Annotated in this window: 21 protein-coding genes; 15 read left to right on the plus strand and 6 right to left on the minus strand. The window is 32.2% G+C overall.

The genetic code is table 11. The annotated features are described in order from the left end of the window. Positions 1-44: 44 nt before the first annotated feature. The 3 genes from B5E75_RS10185 to B5E75_RS10195 all read left to right on the plus strand — a co-directional run bounded on the left by B5E75_RS10185 (position 45) and on the right by B5E75_RS10195 (position 3,266). On the plus strand, positions 45-1,058 hold the full coding sequence (locus tag B5E75_RS10185) for an AI-2E family transporter (RefSeq protein ID WP_087358897.1): 1,014 nt from the start codon (positions 45-47) through the stop codon (positions 1,056-1,058). A 22-nt stretch (positions 1,059-1,080) separates the two neighbouring features. Next, complete coding sequence (locus B5E75_RS10190) at positions 1,081-1,854, plus strand: HAD-IIB family hydrolase (protein ID WP_087358899.1); 774 nt, start codon at positions 1,081-1,083, stop codon at positions 1,852-1,854. Positions 1,855-1,925: 71 nt separating this feature from the next. Beyond that, entirely contained in the window at positions 1,926-3,266 is a 1,341-nt protein-coding gene (locus B5E75_RS10195) for a citrate synthase (RefSeq protein WP_087358901.1), read from the plus strand. A 34-nt stretch (positions 3,267-3,300) separates the two neighbouring features. Here the strand turns inward: B5E75_RS10195 and B5E75_RS10200 are convergent, their stop codons facing one another. Then, positions 3,301-4,365 (minus strand): branched-chain amino acid aminotransferase, encoded by a 1,065-nt coding sequence (locus tag B5E75_RS10200; protein WP_087358903.1) that lies wholly within the window; start codon positions 4,363-4,365, stop codon positions 3,301-3,303. Between the two features lie 242 nt (positions 4,366-4,607). Between B5E75_RS10200 and B5E75_RS10210 the strand changes: the two genes are divergently transcribed. The 9 genes from B5E75_RS10210 to B5E75_RS10250 all read left to right on the plus strand — a co-directional run bounded on the left by B5E75_RS10210 (position 4,608) and on the right by B5E75_RS10250 (position 13,141). Then, on the plus strand, positions 4,608-5,285 hold the full coding sequence (locus tag B5E75_RS10210; protein ID WP_087358907.1) for a DUF969 domain-containing protein: 678 nt from the start codon (positions 4,608-4,610) through the stop codon (positions 5,283-5,285). Continuing rightward, the gene (locus tag B5E75_RS10215; protein ID WP_087358909.1) at positions 5,285-6,304 is read left to right on the plus strand and encodes a DUF979 domain-containing protein; all 1,020 of its coding nucleotides are present in this window, start codon (positions 5,285-5,287) and stop codon (positions 6,302-6,304) included. Before B5E75_RS10210 ends, B5E75_RS10215 begins: the two co-directional genes overlap by 1 nt. A gap of 10 nt (positions 6,305-6,314) precedes the next feature. Beyond that, positions 6,315-6,956: a pyroglutamyl-peptidase I gene (pcp, locus tag B5E75_RS10220; protein ID WP_087358910.1), complete on the plus strand. Its 642-nt coding sequence runs from the start codon at positions 6,315-6,317 to the stop codon at positions 6,954-6,956. Continuing rightward, positions 6,956-7,414 (plus strand): gamma-glutamylcyclotransferase family protein, encoded by a 459-nt coding sequence (locus B5E75_RS10225; RefSeq protein WP_087358912.1) that lies wholly within the window; start codon positions 6,956-6,958, stop codon positions 7,412-7,414. Before pcp ends, B5E75_RS10225 begins: the two co-directional genes overlap by 1 nt. Before the next feature lie 121 nt (positions 7,415-7,535). Further along, entirely contained in the window at positions 7,536-7,769 is a 234-nt protein-coding gene (locus B5E75_RS10230) for a FeoA family protein (protein ID WP_087358914.1), read from the plus strand. Then, positions 7,762-9,771, plus strand: a complete 2,010-nt coding sequence (gene feoB, locus B5E75_RS10235) for a ferrous iron transport protein B (RefSeq protein WP_087358916.1) — start codon at positions 7,762-7,764, stop codon at positions 9,769-9,771. The genes B5E75_RS10230 and feoB overlap by 8 nt, the downstream gene beginning before the upstream one ends. A gap of 11 nt (positions 9,772-9,782) precedes the next feature. After that, the gene (locus tag B5E75_RS10240; RefSeq protein ID WP_087358918.1) at positions 9,783-10,424 is read left to right on the plus strand and encodes a lactate utilization protein; all 642 of its coding nucleotides are present in this window, start codon (positions 9,783-9,785) and stop codon (positions 10,422-10,424) included. A gap of 9 nt (positions 10,425-10,433) precedes the next feature. Further along, positions 10,434-11,882: a 4-alpha-glucanotransferase gene (gene malQ / locus B5E75_RS10245; protein WP_087358920.1), complete on the plus strand. Its 1,449-nt coding sequence runs from the start codon at positions 10,434-10,436 to the stop codon at positions 11,880-11,882. Then, on the plus strand, positions 11,879-13,141 hold the full coding sequence (locus B5E75_RS10250) for a patatin-like phospholipase family protein (RefSeq protein ID WP_087358922.1): 1,263 nt from the start codon (positions 11,879-11,881) through the stop codon (positions 13,139-13,141). The genes malQ and B5E75_RS10250 overlap by 4 nt, the downstream gene beginning before the upstream one ends. Here B5E75_RS10250 and B5E75_RS10255 read toward each other — a convergent pair. Genes B5E75_RS10255 through B5E75_RS10265 form a run of 3 tightly spaced genes read right to left on the minus strand, consistent with a single transcriptional unit; the run spans position 13,136 to position 15,702 of the window. Further along, on the minus strand, positions 13,136-13,915 hold the full coding sequence (locus B5E75_RS10255) for a type III pantothenate kinase (protein WP_087358923.1): 780 nt from the start codon (positions 13,913-13,915) through the stop codon (positions 13,136-13,138). The two genes, B5E75_RS10250 and B5E75_RS10255, sit on opposite strands and share 6 nt — an antisense overlap. Then, complete coding sequence (gene coaBC, locus B5E75_RS10260) at positions 13,909-15,102, minus strand: bifunctional phosphopantothenoylcysteine decarboxylase/phosphopantothenate--cysteine ligase CoaBC (RefSeq protein ID WP_087358925.1); 1,194 nt, start codon at positions 15,100-15,102, stop codon at positions 13,909-13,911. The genes B5E75_RS10255 and coaBC overlap by 7 nt, the downstream gene beginning before the upstream one ends. A gap of 9 nt (positions 15,103-15,111) precedes the next feature. After that, positions 15,112-15,702: an ECF transporter S component gene (locus B5E75_RS10265; protein ID WP_087358927.1), complete on the minus strand. Its 591-nt coding sequence runs from the start codon at positions 15,700-15,702 to the stop codon at positions 15,112-15,114. A 248-nt stretch (positions 15,703-15,950) separates the two neighbouring features. On the opposite strand from B5E75_RS10265, the gene rbr reads away from it, so the two are divergent. Beyond that, a complete protein-coding gene (gene rbr / locus B5E75_RS10270) occupies positions 15,951-16,601 on the plus strand; it encodes a rubrerythrin (protein WP_087358929.1) in 651 nt (216 codons plus the stop codon). A gap of 17 nt (positions 16,602-16,618) precedes the next feature. Here rbr and B5E75_RS10275 read toward each other — a convergent pair whose 3' ends face one another. Continuing rightward, a complete protein-coding gene (locus B5E75_RS10275; protein ID WP_087358931.1) occupies positions 16,619-17,818 on the minus strand; it encodes an MFS transporter in 1,200 nt (399 codons plus the stop codon). A 78-nt stretch (positions 17,819-17,896) separates the two neighbouring features. Continuing rightward, positions 17,897-18,781: a MurR/RpiR family transcriptional regulator gene (locus B5E75_RS10280; RefSeq protein ID WP_087358933.1), complete on the minus strand. Its 885-nt coding sequence runs from the start codon at positions 18,779-18,781 to the stop codon at positions 17,897-17,899. Between the two features lie 110 nt (positions 18,782-18,891). On the opposite strand from B5E75_RS10280, the gene B5E75_RS10285 reads away from it, so the two are divergent. Further along, positions 18,892-19,557, plus strand: coding sequence for a nitroreductase family protein (locus B5E75_RS10285; protein ID WP_087358935.1), 666 nt, complete (start codon positions 18,892-18,894; stop codon positions 19,555-19,557). 133 nt (positions 19,558-19,690) lie between these two features. Then, positions 19,691-20,112 (plus strand): family 1 glycosylhydrolase (locus tag B5E75_RS10290; RefSeq protein ID WP_143746960.1); only part of this gene is annotated, 422 nt, incomplete at its 3' end.

A 20,112-nucleotide genomic window follows, 5' to 3' on the forward strand; every position in this document is an offset into this window, starting at 1 on the left:
GACTTATTTTTTTATTTGTGACATATATATCATTAGGTGAGTCTATGAATTATAAGAAATATTTTGTCATAGGATGTCGTTTGATTTGTTATATCATGCTCCTTAAATATATGTTTGCTTTGTTGTTTCCATTTCTATTGGCGATTCTATGTTTTTTTATCTTAAAGCCACTTATTGATAGAGTGCAACATAAAATTCCTCTCCAGACAAGTGCAATAGGTATTTCTTTGTTGTTGATGATTTACCTGTTTTTCGCATTTTTACTGGCCATTGGTTTTATGGCATTATTTTCTTTTGCAATCAAGTTTTTTCAAATGTTGCCAGTTTATTATGATTCCGTCTTTTTACCTTTTATGAATCAACTCACAGGAAGTTTTCAACAAGTTTTTTTATTCTTACCACAAGATATCATTGTTATATTTCAAAACTGGATTCATCAAAACATATTTCAAGCTATCTCTTTTGCATCACAATTTATCCAATCCATTCCTTCATTTCTCTTTTCTTTTTTTATCTTTATGATTTCTACCTTCTTTTTTATGTTAGACTATGAAGATATGAAAAGTTGTTTTTTAAGATTTATATCGCATCAGACATATATCAAACTTGTTCAACTTAAAAATCATGTTCTTAAAAGTTTATGGATTTATATCAAATGTCAATTCACTTTGATGTTTGTCACTTTTATGATTTTATGGATTGCTTTTATGATTTTGGATATAGAACCAGCACTATCTTATGCTTTTGCGATCAGTTTATTAGATGGTTTACCTTTTATAGGGGTTGGCATTATTTTAATTCCAATGATGCTTCTTTATGCTTTTCAAGGAATTTATATGAAATCACTGTATCTTTTTTGTTTATATATTCTGATCAATATGATTCATCAATTTTTAGAACCACATATCATGAATAAAGAAACAAAAATTCCGGCTTTTTTATTACTTGTTTCGATGGTCGTGCATATTCATTTTTTTGGCATTGTGGGAATTGTCCTATCACCATTGCATATGAGTTTTTTATATCAGTATTTTCATCAAAGTCAGGATTTGGTATAATAGAAAACAGGAGGAAAAGAGGATGCAAAAAAAATATTTTTTCTTTGATATTGATGGAACATTGGCAAATAAACAGACAGGTGAACTTGTTGCCAGTGCTAAAAAAACGATTCAAAAATTACAGGATAACGGACATTTTGTCTGTATTGCTACAGGGAGAGCTTATTATAAAACAAAAGATTTTGCAAAAAAGGCAGGATTTCATCATATTGTCAGCAATGGAGGGGCTGCTATTACTATTAATGATCAGGTCATTGAAAATCGACCACTTGATCGAGATAAAGCGATAGCTTTATGCTATGAAGCTCATCAAAAAGGCTTTGGTCTATTGATTACGCCTAATGATAGTATTGATGTTTTAATGAATGATGAATTATTTATTAAACAGGTAGGGTATCGTTTAGAACCAACACGTTATTTTTACGATCCATCTTTACGATACGAAGATATAAAAGACTATTATAAGATTTATATTGCGATAGATCAAAATCGTGAACATGAATTAACTTTATTAGATTCTTTAGGACATATCCGTTTTATGAAGGACTATTTAACTTATCAACATGATGAAAAGGATCAAGGTATTATGCGTATGTTAGAATATGTTGGTGGAACAAAAGAAGATGTTGTTGTTTTTGGGGATGATTATAATGATTTGATTATGTTTAAACCAGAATGGACATCTATTGCGATGGGAAATGCCTGTGAAGAATTGAAAAAGAAAGCTTCTTTTGTGACAAAAGCAAGTTATGATGATGGTATTGAATATGCCTGTCAATATTTTGGATGGATTTAACCCATAATAATTGTATACAATTATACAAAATAGTGTTATAATAGTACCAATATAGAAAAGGGGTGGAAATCATGAATGATCAAATTCAAGATTTTTTTCAAAAATCATTAATAGAAAATCAAATAGATAATGCTTTATATCAAACTTATTCTGTAAAAAAAGGATTACGTAATGAAGATGGAACAGGAGTTCTTGTTGGATTAACAAAAATTTCTGATGTTGTGGGATATAAAAAGATAGATGGACAGAAGAAAGATGATTATGGACGTCTTTATTATCGTGGAATCAATGTAGAAGACATGATTCGTTATCCTAAAGAGAATAAAAGATATTTGTTTGAAGAAGTCTGTTTTTTAATTCTTTTTGGATATTTACCAACATCAGAAGAATTTGAAAGATTTAAAAAAATCTTAAGTGAGCAATATGCTTTACCACCACATTATTTGGAAGCCAATATATTAGGTTTTCCTGCTAAAAATTTAATGAATAAATTACAACAGGAAGTTTTGATGCTGTATGGTTATGATGGTGATCCAGATAATACGGGTATATTGGAAACATTAAATAAGGGAATTAATTTATTGGCTAAAATACCAAGTATTGTCTGTTATACATATCAGACAAAGGTTCACTATTTTGATGAGAAAAGTCTGGTTATTCATCATGTTCAAAAAGATTTGAGTATCGCTGAAATGATTTTGTCTTTATTACGTCCAGATGGACAGTTTACACACAAGGAAGCAGAAATTTTAGATATTGCTTTGGCTTTACATGCTGATCATGGGGGAGGAAATAACTCTACTTTTACGAATGTTGTGATTTCCTCAACAGGAACGGATATTTATTCAGCTGTTGCTGGAGCAATAGGTTCATTGAAAGGTCCTCGACATGGGGGTGCCAATTTAGCTGTTAAAAGACAGATGGAAAAAGTTATTGGAGAGATTTCAATAGAGGCTTTGGACGAGGATATTGAAAGAATCATTAATCGTATTTTAGATAAGGATTTTAATGATGGCAGTGGATTGATTTATGGGATTGGACATGCGGTTTATACTTTAAGTGATCCACGTAGTGAAATCTTAAGTGAAAAATGTCAAGAACTGGCGATTGAAAAAGGACGTTATCAGGAATATAAGTTCTATAAACGTTTTGGGGAGATTGCTGTTGCGAAAATTTATGAACGTAAAGGAATACATGTCTGTACAAATGTTGATTTTTATAGTGGACTTGTTTATAGTATGTTGAATATTCCTGAAGACCTTTATACCTTATTGTTTGTTGTTGCCAGAACAGTAGGATGGATTGCTCATAATATTGAAAATAAACTTTATTCTAATCGTATTATTCGTCCAGCTACAAAATATGTAGGCGAATTAAAGGAATATCAACCTATAGAAAAACGTGAATCATAAAAAACGATTATCATTAAAGATAACCGTTTTTCTTTTATTTAATGACTTTTGTCCAATGATAAGGGTCTTCCAGTCTTCCCCATTGAATACCTGTTAATGTATCATAAAGTTTTTGTGTAAGTGGTCCAGTTTTAAAATCATGAATAGTGATTTTTTCACCCTTATAACAAAGTTCACCAATAGGTGAAATCACAGCAGCTGTTCCTGTTCCCCATGCTTCTTTTAATTGGCCAGTACGTCCAGCTTCCATCAGCTCATCAATGCTTAAATCACGTTCTTCAACTTTGTATCCCATATCTTTTAAAATATGGATAATAGAATCTCTTGTGACACCGGGTAATACAGAACCTTCAAGTGCAGCAGTTACAACCGTATCATTAATCAAGAACATGACATTCATTGTTCCAACTTCTTCAACATAACGACGATGCACACCATCTAGCCATAATACCTGTGTATAGCCATTTTGTTCGGCTTTCACTTGAGCAGCAATGCTGGCAGCATAGTTTCCACCACATTTTGTAAAACCTGTCCCACCTTTAACAGCTCTAACATATTCATCTTCAACCCAGATTTTGACAGGGTTGACACCTTCAGGATAATAGGCACCTACAGGTGATAAGATGATAATAAAGCGATAACTGTTGGCAGGATGAACACCGACACCAGGTTGAGAAGCATACATGAATGGACGAATATAAAGTGAAGTATCTGGAGCAGTTGGAATCCAGTCTTGTTCATATTTGACAAGTGCTTCGACAGCTTCTACAAACATGTCTTCAGGCAATTCTGCCATGCAAATACGTTTATTTGAATTAATCATACGTCGAGCATTCATTTCTGGTCTAAACAATAGAATCTGACCTTGAGGATTACGATAAGCTTTTAATCCTTCAAATGTTTCTTGAGCATAATGAAGCACCATTGTTGCTGGATCCATCGCAATAGGTCCATAAGGTACTATACGAGCATCATGCCATCCGACATCTTTATCCCAATCCATTATAAACATATGGTCAGTAAAATATTGACCGAATCCTAAATGGTTTTGATCTGGTTTTGTTTTTAGTGTTTTTGCTCTTTCGATTTTAATTTCCATAAAAATCCCCCTTTTTATAATTAAAGAAATTATACTCTTTTTTAGATAGGGTTACAATATCTTTTTTCTTTTCAATAAAAAAATAAAGACTATTTTTATATAAAATAGAAAAAAGATTACCAAAAATTGTTATATTAACATAAAGAAGTAGAAAAAACGAAAAGAGTTTTATATGTTTTCTTGCAAGAATCTTAAAAATCATATATAATGATTTTATCATTATTTGAAAGGGGAGTTTAGTTGTGGAGTATATCACACTGATTGGGATTGTCATCATCGTTGTAGGTTTTGCTTTTAAATTAGATGTTTTGGCAACTGTTATTATTTCAGGAATTGTCACAGGACTTGTTTCTGGAATGAATATCATAGAGATTTTAGAAATATTAGGAAGTTCTTTTGTTTCCAATCGTTTAATGTCCATCTTTTTAATTATTTTCCCAGTAATTGCGATTATCGAAAGATATGGATTAAAAGAAAGGGCAGCTTATTTGATTGGAAAAATTAAAAATGCCTCAGCTGGTAAAGTGTTGGCTATTTATTCCGTTATTCGTACTATAGCCTCAGCTTTAAATATCAGAATTGGAGGGGTTGTTCAATTCGTCAGACCATTAATTATGCCAATGGCACAGGCTGCTGGTGAAAAAGTCAAAGGAGAAGAATTGACAGAAGATGAAGAAGAATCATTAAAAGGATTATCATCTGCTGTTGAAAACTATGGAAATTTCTTTGCTCAAAACTGTTTCCCTGCTGCCAGTGGTGTTGTTTTGATGTATGGAACAATGGCTGAAGCTGGATTTACAGAAGTCACTTTAGCAAGTATTGCAGGAGCTTCTATTTATATTGCAGCGATTTCTATTGTTTTGGCTTTTATTCAAGTCTTTTTATATGATAGAAAAATCAAGAAGGGAGGAAATAAATAATGTTAGATTTTTTAACAATCTATTTTCCTGAATTCTTTTATGTTTTATGTTCTTTTGTAAGCTTTGATACAGCTTATCGTGCAACACGTAATAAAGAAGCAAAAATAGGAACAACTTTATTTTGGGCTCTATTAGGTGTTATCTTTATGTTAGGGAAAGTGTTACCTAATGTATTGATTGGGGCTATGCTTGTTGTTATGGGATGTTTAACAGTAACAAATCAAGTTAAAATGGGTGAATTTGAAGAATCAACACATGAATTCCGTCAACAATCTAGTGAAAAATTAGGAAATAAAATTTTTGTTCCTGCTGTTTCTATTGGTGTTATGGCATTGATTTTATCATTGATTCAATACAATAAAGATACAGCTCAAACATTCTTTTTAAAGTTAAGTAATTTCTTTTCATTCCAATTATTTTCATTTGGTAGCAGCAGTGGTGATCCAACAGCTTTAGATGGGGCTGTTATGACAGGAATTGCTTGTTTAGTTGCATTTGTTTTAGCAATTATTATTTGTAAACCAAAATTATCTGAAACACGTAGTGATACATCACGTTTATTAATGCAAGTTGGAGCATCATGTCTATTACCACAATTATTAGGTGCTTTAGGTAGTGTCTTTAATGAAGCTGGTGTAGGAGATGTGATTTCTAGTATTATTTCTAGTGTCGTGCCTTCTGGAAACATTGTCATTGGAGTGATTGTTTATGTATTAGGTATGGTCATCTTTACAATGATTATGGGAAATGCCTTTGCTGCTTTTACAGTTATTACTATTGGAATTGGTATTCCATTTGTTATTAATCAAGGAGGAGATCCTTCAATTGTAGCTGCATTAGGTATGACGGCAGGATATTGTGGAACTTTAATGACTCCAATGGCTGCAAACTTTAATATTGTTCCTTGTGCGGTTTTGGAAACAAAAGATCAAAAATGGGCAGTTATTAAGGCACAGGCTCCAATTGCTTTAATTATGATTGTGATTCATATTGTTTTAATGCTTGTTTTAGCATTCTAGGAGGTTGCAAATGAAAATTTTAGTTACAGGTTTTGATCCTTTTGGTGGTGATAAAATTAATCCTGCCATTGAATCAGTGAAAAAACTACCAGATGAAATTGCTGGTGCTCAAATTATCAAATTAGAAATTCCAACGGTTTGTCATCAATCTTTAAAAGTCATTGATGAAGCGATTGCTAAAGAAAATCCGGATGTTGTTCTATCAGTTGGACAGGCTGGAGGACGTACAGACATGACAGTCGAAAGAATTGGGATTAATATAGATGATTGTCGTATTCCAGATAATGCTGGACAACAAATTATTGATGAACCTGTTTTTGCTGATGGACCAGCAGCTTATTTCTCTAATTTACCAATTAAAGCGATGGTTGAAAATATTCGTCAAAAACAGATTCCTGCATCTGTATCCAATACTGCTGGAACATTTGTCTGCAACCATGTTTTATATGGTGTACGTCACATTATTGAAACGAAATATCCCGGTAAAAAAAGTGGATTCATTCATATTCCATTCTTACCAGAACAAGTGATTACAAGACCAAATACAGCAAGTATGAGTTTGGATACAATCGTTGAAGGTTTAATCGCAGCGATTGAAGCTATTGTGACAACAGAGGATGATATTAAAGTGACAGGTGGTGCAACACATTAATGGTACGTGTTTTTGTTTATGGAACATTGAGAAAAGGAATGTATAATCACGATATTTATTTAAGAGAACGTAGTGTTTATTGTGGTGATGGTTATATAAAAGGAAGTTTAATGACGATTGCTGGAGTCGTTTATCCTGCTTTTTTACCACAGGGGGATCATCTTGTTTTTGGTGAACTCTATGATGTGGATGAAGAAACAGCTCAATGTTTAGATGAACTGGAAAGTTATTTTGGTGAACACAATCAAGATAATGAGTATAATAAGATTTCTATGGATATTCTAGATCAAGATGGTCAAGTGAAAGATCAGGCATATGTTTATATTTATAATATGGATAATCCTCGAAATGTAGAATCTTTAGGTGATGATATTGAGGAATCTGATTATGTTTTGTATATGCAAAAACAAAAATTAAGAAATCAAAGTGTCTTTGATGATCAGGAAAATGTTCTTTAGATGATAAAGGGAGTTTTAGGCGTGATGTTTAAAACTCTTTTTTTGTATAAAAAAATGTCAAAAGATAATATTTTCATTGATAAAAAAATGCGTTATAATGGTTAGGTAATGAGGTGAGGGTATGACTTTAGATCAAATGAGTCCTCAGACATTAGTACAGATTGTTGCTGTGAATGGAAAGGGACTTTTAAGAAGACGTTTATTAGAAATGGGTTTAACACCCCATACATTAGTTAAAATTAGAAAAGTAGCACCTATGGGGGATCCAATAGAAGTCTATTTAAGAAGTTATGTTTTGACTTTGAGGAAAGAGGATGCTTCTTTAATTGAAGTAAAGGTGGTAGATCATGATTAAGAAGATTGCTTTGATTGGAAATCAAAATTGTGGAAAAACAACTTTATTTAATGCTTTAACTGGTTCTTCACAACATGTCGGTAATTTTCCAGGTGTCACAGTAGAACAAAAAACAGGGTTTATAAAAAAACATAAAGATGAACTTGAATTGATTGATTTACCGGGTATTTATTCTTTGTCACCTTATACTTCAGAAGAAATAGTTTCTATTCGTTATTTATTAGAGGAAAAACCATGTTTAATTATTAATATTATTGATGCGACAAACATGGAAAGAAATCTTTATTTAACAACTCAATTATTAGAATTAAATATTCCAATGATTCTTGTTTTAAATATGATGGATGAAGTTATTGTAAGTGGTAACAGTATTGATATTGATGGGCTAAAAGAACGTCTTGAAATGGATGTTGTACCTATTTCAGCAAGTAAAAATGAGGGTATTGAAGATGTTATTACTGCGATTGAAAAGAACTTAGATCAATCATCACATCATATTGATATTTGTCATGGCGTTGTTCATAAGGCCATTCACTCTATATCGCATATTGTTGAACAGAGTGCTCAATCTTTGCATTTACCTTTGCGTTATTGTGTTACAAAAATCATTGAAGGTGATGAAGATATGTTTGATAAGTTGCATATTGATCAAGGAGATCGTCATATTATTGAGCATATTCTAGAAAAAATGGAAGAAGAAGCAGGAACTGATCGTGAAGCAGCTTTGGTAGATATGCGTTATTCTTTTATTGAAGATGTTTGCCATCATACAGTTTTTATTGAAAGTGAAACCAAAGAACAGATTCGTTCAGAAAAAATCGATCGTTTATTAACACATAAATTTTTAGGTATCCCTATTTTTATTTTGATTATGTTATTTATTTTTTATTTGACATTCTCACTTATAGGTGCACCTTTGCAAGATCTTATGGATAGTCTTATAGGACAGTTTTCTAATTGGATTATTCATCTTTTGGAAGTTAATGATGTAGCCTATTGGTTGCGTTCTTTAGTTGGTGATGGTATTTTGGCAGGAGTAGGAAGTGTTTTGTCGTTTCTACCTGTAATTGTGATTTTATTTTTCTTTTTATCTATGCTGGAGGATAGTGGTTATATGGCCAGAGTAGCTTTCGTTATGGATAAGGCATTAAGAAAAATAGGACTCTCTGGACGCTCTTTTGTACCTATGTTGATTGGTTTTGGATGCAGTGTTCCGGCCATTATGGCAACACGTACTCTATCCAGTGATCGTGATCGTAAGATGACCATTATTTTAACACCTTTTATGTCATGTAGTGCCAAACTTCCTATTTATGGAATGATTATTGCTGCTTTCTTTCCACATAAAGCAGCTATTGTCATGTTGACAATTTATTGTATTGGTATACTGCTAGCGATTATTTCAGCAATACTTTTAAAAAATACCGTTTTTATAGGAGAGCCTGTTCCATTTGTTTTAGAACTCCCAGCTTATCGTATTCCAACTCTAAAAAATGTTTATTTAAATGTTTTGGATAAAGCTAAGGATTTTATTCATAAAGCATTTACAATTATTTTTATGGCTTCTATTGTTATCTGGTTTTTACAAAGTTTTAGCTTTACATTTGATTTTGTTTCTGATAGTTCACAAAGTATTCTGGCTGCCATTGGTTCATTTGTATCACCGATCTTTGCACCACTGGGATTCAATGACTGGCGTGCTTCTACAGCGTTAATGACAGGAATTACAGCAAAGGAATCTGTTGTTTCAACATTGACCGTTTTAACACAATCTTCTTCAACGGCTGCTTTTAATCAAGCTCTTGCTGGTATATTTACACCTTTATCAGCATTTGCTTTCTTAGTTTTTACTGTCTTATATATGCCTTGCGTTGCTGCCTTTGCAGCAACCAGACGTGAACTTCATTCCTGGATACAAGCTATTTTAACAGTTTTATTTCAGACGGGTATGGCATATCTTGTTGCATTCTTAATTTATCAGATAGGACACTTATTCATATAGGAGGATAAAAGATGGATGAAAATTATAAAACATTATTACACATAAAAGAAAATCAGCTTATCAAAGCTTTTGAAAGAAATAATATGAGTTGTATGATTGTTAAAGACGAGGAAGAACTTCATCATTATTTAAAAAATATTTTGACAGATCAAAAGAAAGTTGCTGTTGGTGGGAGTGTGACACTTACTCGATTGGGTGTGATAGATTTGATTAAGAAAAGTGATGTTCATTTCATTGATCGTTATGAAGAAGGGCTATCTCAAGAACAAGTTGTAGAAAGATTACGTGAAGGTCTATTATCTGATATCTTTATAACAAGTACCAATGCTTTGACTATGGATGGGTGCTTATATAATGTTGATGGACGAGGAAATCGTGTATCAGCAATGATTTTTGGACCTAAAGATGTTTATGTTATTGCGGGATTAAATAAGATTTTCATCAATGAACAGGAAGCAATCAATCATATTCGTGAATATAGTGCACCAGCCAATGCTTTACGTCTGCATAAAAAAACACCATGTACACGTGTAGGAAAATGCCAAGATTGTTTGAATGAAGATCGTATTTGTTCAAGTTATGTCAAATTAGGTTATCAAGGACAAAAAAATCGCATACACGTCATTATTATTGAAGAAAATATTGGATATTAGGTGGAAACTATGAAAAAAACAGGAATACTTTTTCCTATTTCGGCTTTACCAAGCCAATATGGAGTAGGAGATTTTGGTAAAAGTGCATATCAATTTGTTGATAAGATTGCTCAAGCACATATTCATATATGGCAAATTCTGCCATTGAATCCTTTAGGATATGGGAATTCTCCTTATCAGCCATTATCAAGCCATGCTGGTGATGAAATCTATTTGGATATTGAAACATTGATTGAAGCAGGTTTATTGAAACAGAATGAAGTCAAAGAGGAAGTCAATCAGACTTTATATGTTGATTATACGAGTATCAGAAAACAAAAAGAGAAATATTATCAATTGGCTTTTTCACGTTTCCATGCTGATGACAATTATCATGATTTTGTAGAAAAAAATCATTCTTGGTTATATCCTTACGCTATTTTTCGTGTTTTTAAAACGCATCATCAAGAAAAATCATGGATTGAATGGGAAGAAGAATATAAAAATTATCATCATGATTATACGTTTTCATTATTACCTTTTACTAAGGAAATAGATTACCAGATGTTTTTACAGTATTTCTTTTTCCAGCAATGGCAACAATTAAGAGATTATGCTCATCAAAATAACATTGAAATTATTGGGGATATGCCTATATATGTTGGCTTAGATTCTGCTGATGTCTGGCAAAATCGTGAAAGCTTCTTATTAGAAGAAGATGGAACACCTTCATTTGTAGCAGGAGTACCTCCAGATTATTTTAGTAAATTTGGACAAAGATGGGGAAATCCTCTTTATGACTGGGAATATTTGAAAAAACATCATTATGCCTTTTGGGTGGATCGTATGAAGGCTTCGCAACAGATGTATGATCGTGTCAGAATTGATCATTTTAGAGGGTTTGATACTTATTGGAAAATACCAGCCAGTGAACCAACAGCTGTCATTGGAAAGTGGATTGAAGGACCTGCATATGATTTGTTTGATGCCTTATATGCTCAAGTGGACCATTTATCTATTTTAGCTGAAGATTTAGGTGATTTAAGACCAGAAGTTTATGAGTTGAGAGATCATTATCATCTTAAAGGAATGTATGTTTTTCAGTTTCATTATGCTTCAGATTTTGATTTTTCAAAAGTTGTTGTATATAGTGGCACACATGACAACGATACTTTAAATGGGTGGTTAAAGACCATAAAAAAAGAAGAATATAAAACATTGGAACAACAATTAAAAAAATATTCAGAAAAACATTTGTATCAGAAAATATTGCATTATTGTTTGGATTTGGAAGCTGAAGAAGTCATTATTCCAGTTTGGGATATTATGGGAAAACAGAGTGATTGTCGCTTTAATGTACCTGGTCAAATTGGTTCGCCTAACTGGGAATATCATTTGATAGATTTTCAAGAATTTGATGTCTACCTTGAACAATTCTCGCATATGATAGTAGAGAGTCAAAGGGGAGATTATGCATGAAAAAAGCGATTGTTCTTGCTGGAGGAGGAGCCAAAGGAGCCTATCAAGCAGGATTTATGAAAGCCATTGATGAATCAAAATGGGATTATCAGATTGTGACGGGAACATCTATTGGAGCTTTGAATGCTTGTTTATTAGCTCAAAAGGATATAGATGTTCTTTTGCATTTATGGGAAACTGTCGATGAAAAAGATATTTTTTCCAATGAATTGCCAACAATAGGTGGTGATTTAGAAACAATGTTGGATCAATCTCATCTTGCTATTTCATTTTTTAAAACTTATGTGAAAGAAAAAGGAGCAGATATTACACCTTTAAAATACTTGATCAGACGATTGTTAAAGGAAGATGTGCTGCTTCAATCATCCATTGATTTTGGTTTATGTACTGTCCGCTATCCATCACTCAAGCCACTCTATATCACAAAAGAAGAAATGCCACGTCAACATATTTATAATTATCTCTTAGCCAGTGCTTCATGTTTTCCTTTATTTCCTATCCATCATTTTGACAATCAGTCTTATATTGATGGTGGCTATTTTGATAATGTTCCAATAGATTTAGCACTTGCTATGGGAGCTGATGAAGTTCTGGTTATAGATTTAGCATATCCAGTGAAACATTCTCATTATCTCCATCGTCCATCTATTCACTATACCCACCCACAAATAGAACTTCATGGCTTTATGGATTTTTCTCGATCTTCACTTGATCGATTGATTCGTTTAGGTTATCTTCAAGGTCAAAAAGCGATGGAAAAATATGTTGGGAATCGTTATACGTTTTTACCTTTTCAAACGTCTTTGTTTGATATCATATATCATGAAGTCCTTTATACAGAAAGAAAGATAAGAGAATATACAAACAGCAGCAGTCAAGATCATTTATATCAACATTTTCTGGAAACACATTTTCAAGAACCTTTAATGATACAAGATTATTTATATGTCATTCTTGACTGGATTTGTGAACTGATGGAAAGGGATGTCAGTTATGTTTATCGTTTTGATATATTGACTGAAGATATATTGAAAGATTTTCAAGAATATTGTCAAAGTGATTTTTCAAAGGTTTTCTTAGGTGATTGGCATATTGTAGAACATTTGAATGGTCGAGGTCTGGTTGGGGTTATTCTTCATTTATTACTTTATCCAGAACATGATAAAATAGGTATAGAACGTCTTATGACATTATTTGATAAACAATATATGATGGCTCAATTGATAAAGTGGCTCTATATAAAAAAGCAAAGTTTATAAGCTTTGCTTTCTTTTTGTTTTATCATAAATAATTTTTAATCCTTTAAAAGTCAAATCAGCATCATAAATATCTATGAGGGCAGTTTCTTTTGCTATCATTCTTCCTAAACCACCTGTCGAAATGACTTTCATATCTTGCTGATATTCTTTTTTGATTTGTTGAATTAAATATTCAGTTTGACCAATATATCCAAAAAAGACACCTGATTGCATACTTTTAATTGTATTTTTAGCAATTACACATTCAGGTTTTTGAATTTCTATTTCAGGCAATTTAGCAGCCTGTGAAGAAAGAGCATTGGCACATATACCAATACCTGGAGCTGTTGCTCCACCTAAGAATTCGCCTTGATGGCTGACAACATCATAAGTTGTAGCTGTCCCAAAATCAATGACCAGACAGGGACCACCATATGTATAATAAGCACCTACGGCATCAACTAAACGATCGGCACCTAATGTAGAAGGGTTGTCAATACGGATATCAATACCTGTTTTGACACCAGGTCCAATAAAAATAGGTTCTTTAAATAAATATTTTTTGATAGAATTTGTAAATGAATAATTAATTTTAGGAACAACACTACTAATGATGATATCATCAATATCTTTAACAGTAATAGCTGAAGCATTTAAAAATGATAAAAGCATAAAACCATATTCATCAGATGTTCTTTGAAATTTTGTTGTTAAACGATAAGTTCCTATCAAGAGATCTTCATGATAGATTCCCATTGTAATATTTGTATTTCCAATATCAATAACAATTAACATTTTTGTTCCTCCCATTTTTTCATCTGATTTAAGATTTCAAAAGCGAGTTCATTTTTACTCATTATATCATAATGATGAATAGACTCACTTGTAAGAATGCTGACAACATTGGTATCACCTTGAAAACCAGCTCCTTTTGTTTTTAAATGATTAGCTACAATCATATCGCAATTTTTCTTCAGTAGTTTTTCTTTAGCATTTTCAATTAAATCCTGTGTTTCCATTGCAAAACCACAAATAATCTGATGTGGTTTTTTATGCTGACCCATTTCCAAAAGAATATCTTGATTTTTTTGTAACTGTAATGTCAAAGTATCTTCATGTTTTTTGATTTTTTCCTGAGCTATATTTTGACAACGATAATCTCCTACGGCTGCTGACATAATGATATAGTCAAAATCCTGAACACGATTGATAATTTCATCATGCATTTGTTGAGCCGTTATAATATCAATTGTTTTGACACCATAGGGTTTATTTAAGTGAGTTGGTCCACTGATTAATGTGACATCCCCACCCATTAAAAAGGCACTACGGGCTAAAGCATAACCCATCTTACCACTGGAATGATTGGTGATAAAACGAACAGGATCAATGCTTTCTTGAGTTGGACCGGCACTCACAAGAATTTTTTTATTTTTTAAAACTTTAGGTGTGAACATATAGTCAATCATTTCTAAAAGAATATCTTCATCAGCCAACTTTCCTTTACCGACATCCCCACATGCCAGTAACCCAGAAACAGGTTCAACAAATGTGACTCCAGCATCTTTTAGTATTTGCATATTTCTTTGTGTGATTGCATTTTCATACATATGAACATTCATTGCAGGGGCAATGAGTTTAGGACATGTTGCCGCAAGAAAAGCACTTGTCAGCATATTATCAGCCATTCCGTAAGCCAGTTTCGCAATGGTATGTGCACTGGCAGGAACGACCATAAATAAATCAGCATCTTTGACAATATCAACATGTGTAATGATGGCAGGATTTTCATCATCAAATGTATCGACATAGACTTTACGTTTGGTTAGTGATTGAATGCAGATAGGAGTTATAAAACGTGTAGCACTTTCACTCATCATCACTTCTATCTGATATCCTTTTTTGATCAGATCACTAATCAGTTGAACACTTTTAAATGCGGCAATACTGCCAGTTATTCCAATAATGATTTTTTTAGACATTTTTTCACCTTATTTCTTAAATTGAATGAGTATACGAGAAACAATAACTGCAATGATTGTTCCAACAGCCGCTTCCAATAATCCCGTTGTTGCGATAATTGTCAGTAGATAGGGAAGAAGCTTAGTCAATGACAATCCTATAGCTGTAGCATATTGATTGCCAAAAAAAAGATATATTCCTCCTAAAACAAGGATTGTATTAGTCATAGCACCCACCAGAGAACCTAAACACATGGCTGGTATGGGATGGCTTTTTCCTTTTTCATAAATCAGACCGGCAATATATCCAATACATACTCTTGGCATAATCGCAATAACAAGACTCCATAATGAGCCACTGATAAAAGGAGAAAAGACAAAAGATGTTATTGTTGGTTGAATGGTATTGATAATCAAGCTGGATAAACCAAATACCAGACCAATTTGCGCTCCTTGCTTTTTTCCTAAAACAATCCCAGCAATGATGACGGGAATATGCAATGTTGTTGCACGTAAGGGACCAATAGGAATAAATCCTAAAAAGGGAACCATGACCATGAGAATCTCAATAGCGATAAAAAGTGACATCAAAGCCAGATTCCTTGTTTTTTGTTGATTCATTTGTTACCTCCACTGTCATTTCATTTATGAATACGACGTTTCATTATTTTGATCAAAAAGAAAAGTTAGTGCTTAAAAAAGTCACTACTATAGCATTCTTTTTTTCATCTCACATTATACATGTTTATGCTTACAAAAGCAATCATAGAATGAATTTATAAATAATAATGATTACTATTATCAAAAAGTTCTTGCTTTCTTATTTTTTAGGTGTATAATGAAAGTAGATGAATAAGGAGGAAAAAATAATGACAAAATGGATTTGTAAAGTATGTGGATATGTTTATGAAGGAGAAAATGCTCCTGACCAATGTCCAGTTTGTAAGGCTCCAGCAAGTCAATTTGAAAAAGTAGAAGAAAAGAAATCAAAATATGCTGGAACAAAAACAGAAAAGAATTTAATGGAAGCTTTTGCAGGTGAATCTCAAGCCAGAAATAAATATACTTATTTTGCTGAAATGGCTAGAAAAGAAGGGCTGGAACAGATTGCTGCAATTTTTGAAGAAACAGCAAATCAAGAAAAACAACATGCGAAAATGTGGTTTGCTGAATTTCATGGCATTGGATCAACAGATGAAAATTTAGAAGTGGCAGCAGCAGGAGAAAACGAAGAATGGACTGATATGTACAAACGTATGGCTGAGGAAGCAAGAGAAGAAGGATTTGAAGAATTGGCTGTTAAGTTTGAAAATGTTGGAAAAGTTGAAAGATCTCATGAAGCCCGTTATTTAAGATTATTGAAAAACTATAAAGAAGGAAAAACGTTTAAAGGTGATGCTCCAAAAGGATGGAAATGCAGACAATGTGGTTTCATTTATGAAGGAGAAGAAGCACCTGAAAGATGTCCAACATGTGGTTATCCAAAAGCTTATTTTGAAAGAATGACAGAAAATTACTAAAAAAACTGATGATAACATCAGTTTTTTTCATATGATTCAACAAGGGGTCTTTTTGATAGACCGGTTTTGTTTTTAAGTGTAAAGAACATAATAAGAAAACCTAAGATTGTTAAAATACCAACAAAAATTAGCATACTGTTTAAGCCAAAAGTATCTTGTAAAATACCTCCAAAAATATTACCTATTGCTGCTCCTAAACCAGTAGACATCATCGCAATCATTGTTTGACCCATCATTTGATCATTTTCTGCTAAATGATCATTGACATAATAAGTGATGGTTGCGGTAAATAAACCATAAGAAAATCCTTGAAACATCATACCAATTAAAAGAATAGGAAGTGACGGAGCTAAACAGATCATAAAGTTTCTAATAAGATAGAATCCTGCACTGGCAAGGATGAGTGTTTCAGCACGATATTTTTTTAATAAACGGAAAGTCACAGACATCAAAGGCATTTCACTGGCTGCCATGCAAAACACAGCCACACCATATAAAGACGTGCTTCCACCTAAGTTTTTTACAATATTGATTAAATAAGTTGACAATGATGTTGAGGCAGCTATCATCAGAGAAAAAGCAACCAGAATCATAAAAAATGTACGATAATTTTGAATGATTGAAAAAGCTGTTGATTGTTTTTCTTTGGTATCTTGTTGATGTGTCTGATAATCGGGCATAGAAAAAAGCATATATAATAAGGCAATACTTGAAATAAGATGAGCAAAAATAATGATTGTTGGATTAAAGAGTTCAATCAACTGACTAATGACGATAGCTCCAGTTGCATAGGCAATTGAACCAAGTCCACGTGATAAACCAAAATTAATATATTGTCCATCTTTAAGATAATTCATACACAGCATGGATAAAAATGGAACAATGGAAACAACGGTACTTAATAAAAGAATATAAAATAACATAATCACCCAAATAGGTGTTGTGATAAAAAATAAACTGATAAACATACCAAACATCAGTAAGTATAAGATAAGAATCAAATTTTTAATATTTAAACGAGGGATTTTGGATAAAAGCGATGAGATGAATGGAGAAAAAAAGATAGAAAAGATGGCTCCACCACCACTGACAATACCAATGTCAGTATTGCTTAAACCTCGATATTGTAAAAATATAGCTATATATCCATAAATAGATAAATAGGATACCCAAAAAAGAATGTGTACAAAATTATATTTCATTTGTAAAGATTTCATGTTTTTATTTCCCTCCCACATAGCGATTTTATCATATCAAAAAATCTATTTATTATGATTTTTTTTCAGAATATGAAATTATTTTCTTTCATCACTGACAGGACTGGATAAAGGATGTCTAGAGTCATTTTTTTTATCATAACTGACCTTGTTTTGGATGTTTTGATCGTAATCTTTTTGAAAGATACATGAGAAAATGATGTTCAATAAATATTCAATAGAAATCTGAGAAGCAAATGGTGCAATCTTGGTAAAAATCTTTTCTCTTGAACCAATATTTAAAATATAGTTTGCATAATGTGATAAACGATTATTACCAATGGATGTTAAAATAATCATAGGAGTGCCTTTTTCCTTTAATGTTTGGGCAATCTGAATGTTTTCGTTTGTTTCACCAGAATATGAAATAATCATGGCAATATGATTTTCATTAGAGTTATATGATTGAAATATCTGTTCACCATGCAGGATTTTTAAATTGACATTTCTTGAAATACGCATCATCTTATGTTGAAAGCTCATGGCTGCCAGAAGTGAATTGCCTGAACCATAAATATCTATATGATCATGGGTATACAGTAAATCAACAATTTTTTCTAACATTGAAAAATCAATGAGTTTAATTGTATCAGCAATGACTTCTTGATATAAGGAAGACAGTTTATGACAAATCATTGGATAACTATCTTCTTTTGAAAAAGGAAAATTGACATCAATACGATCTGTATGATGTAAATCATATTGAAGTTCAGCTGAATATTTGATTTTAAAATCATTATAACCTTCTAACCCCATCTTTTTACAAAGTCGAACAATGGTCGCAGGAGAAGTATAAGTCTGTTTCGCTAAAGTTTTGACAGACATACTTAAAACATCTTCGCCATGATTTAAAATATATCGGGCAATTTGTTTTTCAGATTGAGAAAATTCTAGTTCAAATTCTAATTGTGTCATTATACTCATTGTTATCACCAAGTCTATTATAACATGAAACAAAGTTTCATAGTAGTTGATATTTTCATGTTTTGTATGAAACGATCATATGTTAAAATATGTAGGAGGAGGCGATGTTGATGGATTTAAAAGAAGCTATAGAAAAACGTCATAGTGTTCGTCAATATATAAAAAGACCTTTGTCTTTAGAAATCATTGAAGAATTAAAAGGAAAGATACAAGAATGTAATCAAAGAAGTGGTTTACATATTCAGCTCATAACTAATGAACCACAATCATTTCAAAGTCGTCTGGCACATTATGGTCAATTTGAAGGGGTTGAAAATTATATTGCATTGATTGGAAAAAGAAGTCAAGATTTAGAAGAAACATGTGGTTATTATGGTGAACATCTTGTTTTATTTGCACAACAATTAGGTTTAAATACATGCTGGGTGGCTTTGACTTATAAGAAAATGATTTCATGTATGCAAATGAATCCTGATGAAAAGCTGGTTGCGGTTATCGTAGTAGGGTATGGAAAAAATCAGGGAAAGTTGCATCGTAGTAAAACAATAAAGGATGTTGCTAAAGGAGATGAACCTTTTCCAAAATGGTTTCAAGAAGGAGTCAAATATGCATTATTAGCACCGACAGCTTTGAATCAACAAAGATTTCAACTGATTTATCATCATCATAAAGTATCAATCAAAGCAAAGCGAGGATTTTATACAAAGATTGATTTAGGTATTGTCAAATATCATTTTGAAATAGGTGCTGGAAAAGAAAATTTCCAGTGGGAATAATTATGAAACAATGTTTCATAATTTATATAGAATTTTATAAAATATGAAATTATTTTATAAAATAATGAAAAAATATTTACTCAAAGAAGAATATCTTTTACAATGCCTTTATAAACAAGAGGAGGATTTATAGATGATAAAATTACCAAAAGATTTTTTCTTTGGTGCAGCAATGTCTGGACCACAAACTGAAGGAAGTTATAATGTAGGAGGAAGACTACGTTCTTATTGGGATATGTATTCTGATATGGAAATTAATGCTTTTCACAATAATGTGGGATCATATGTCGGAAATGATATGTATCACAAATATGAATCAGATATTCAATTATTAAAGAGTATGAATTTTGAATCATTTAGAACATCAATGCAATGGACAAGATTACTGGATCAAGATGGCAATATTAATCCTGAAGGAGCAAAATGGTATCATCAGTTGATTGATTGTGCTCACGAAAATGGAATTGAAATATTTATGAATATGTATCATTTTGATATGCCTGAATATTTAGTTAAACGTGGTGGATGGCAAAATAGAGAAGTTGTGGAAGCGTA

The organism is Massiliimicrobium timonense, assembly GCF_002160865.1.
Lineage (GTDB): Bacteria > Bacillota_I > Bacilli_A > Erysipelotrichales > Coprobacillaceae > Allocoprobacillus.

Excerpts from the sequence above, each read along its gene's own strand:
- B5E75_RS10285 (WP_087358935.1), top strand. The coding sequence starts at position 18,892 with ATGGATTTAAAAGAAGCTATAGAAAAACGTCATAGTGTTCGTCAATAT.
- B5E75_RS10240 (WP_087358918.1), top strand. The coding sequence starts at position 9,783 with ATGGATGAAAATTATAAAACATTATTACACATAAAAGAAAATCAGCTT.
- coaBC (WP_087358925.1), bottom strand. The coding sequence starts at position 15,102 with ATGTCTAAAAAAATCATTATTGGAATAACTGGCAGTATTGCCGCATTT.
- pcp (WP_087358910.1), top strand. The coding sequence starts at position 6,315 with ATGAAAATTTTAGTTACAGGTTTTGATCCTTTTGGTGGTGATAAAATT.
- B5E75_RS10230 (WP_087358914.1), top strand. The coding sequence starts at position 7,536 with ATGACTTTAGATCAAATGAGTCCTCAGACATTAGTACAGATTGTTGCT.
- B5E75_RS10225 (WP_087358912.1), top strand. The coding sequence starts at position 6,956 with ATGGTACGTGTTTTTGTTTATGGAACATTGAGAAAAGGAATGTATAAT.
- B5E75_RS10250 (WP_087358922.1), top strand. The coding sequence starts at position 11,879 with ATGAAAAAAGCGATTGTTCTTGCTGGAGGAGGAGCCAAAGGAGCCTAT.
- malQ (WP_087358920.1), top strand. The coding sequence starts at position 10,434 with ATGAAAAAAACAGGAATACTTTTTCCTATTTCGGCTTTACCAAGCCAA.
- B5E75_RS10195 (WP_087358901.1), top strand. The coding sequence starts at position 1,926 with ATGAATGATCAAATTCAAGATTTTTTTCAAAAATCATTAATAGAAAAT.
- feoB (WP_087358916.1), top strand. The coding sequence starts at position 7,762 with ATGATTAAGAAGATTGCTTTGATTGGAAATCAAAATTGTGGAAAAACA.
- B5E75_RS10265 (WP_087358927.1), bottom strand. The coding sequence starts at position 15,702 with ATGAATCAACAAAAAACAAGGAATCTGGCTTTGATGTCACTTTTTATC.
- B5E75_RS10185 (WP_087358897.1), top strand. The coding sequence starts at position 45 with ATGAATTATAAGAAATATTTTGTCATAGGATGTCGTTTGATTTGTTAT.
- rbr (WP_087358929.1), top strand. The coding sequence starts at position 15,951 with ATGACAAAATGGATTTGTAAAGTATGTGGATATGTTTATGAAGGAGAA.
- B5E75_RS10190 (WP_087358899.1), top strand. The coding sequence starts at position 1,081 with ATGCAAAAAAAATATTTTTTCTTTGATATTGATGGAACATTGGCAAAT.
- B5E75_RS10215 (WP_087358909.1), top strand. The coding sequence starts at position 5,285 with ATGTTAGATTTTTTAACAATCTATTTTCCTGAATTCTTTTATGTTTTA.
- B5E75_RS10200 (WP_087358903.1), bottom strand. The coding sequence starts at position 4,365 with ATGGAAATTAAAATCGAAAGAGCAAAAACACTAAAAACAAAACCAGAT.
- B5E75_RS10280 (WP_087358933.1), bottom strand. The coding sequence starts at position 18,781 with ATGAGTATAATGACACAATTAGAATTTGAACTAGAATTTTCTCAATCT.
- B5E75_RS10255 (WP_087358923.1), bottom strand. The coding sequence starts at position 13,915 with ATGTTAATTGTTATTGATATTGGAAATACAAATATTACAATGGGAATC.
- B5E75_RS10275 (WP_087358931.1), bottom strand. The coding sequence starts at position 17,818 with ATGAAATCTTTACAAATGAAATATAATTTTGTACACATTCTTTTTTGG.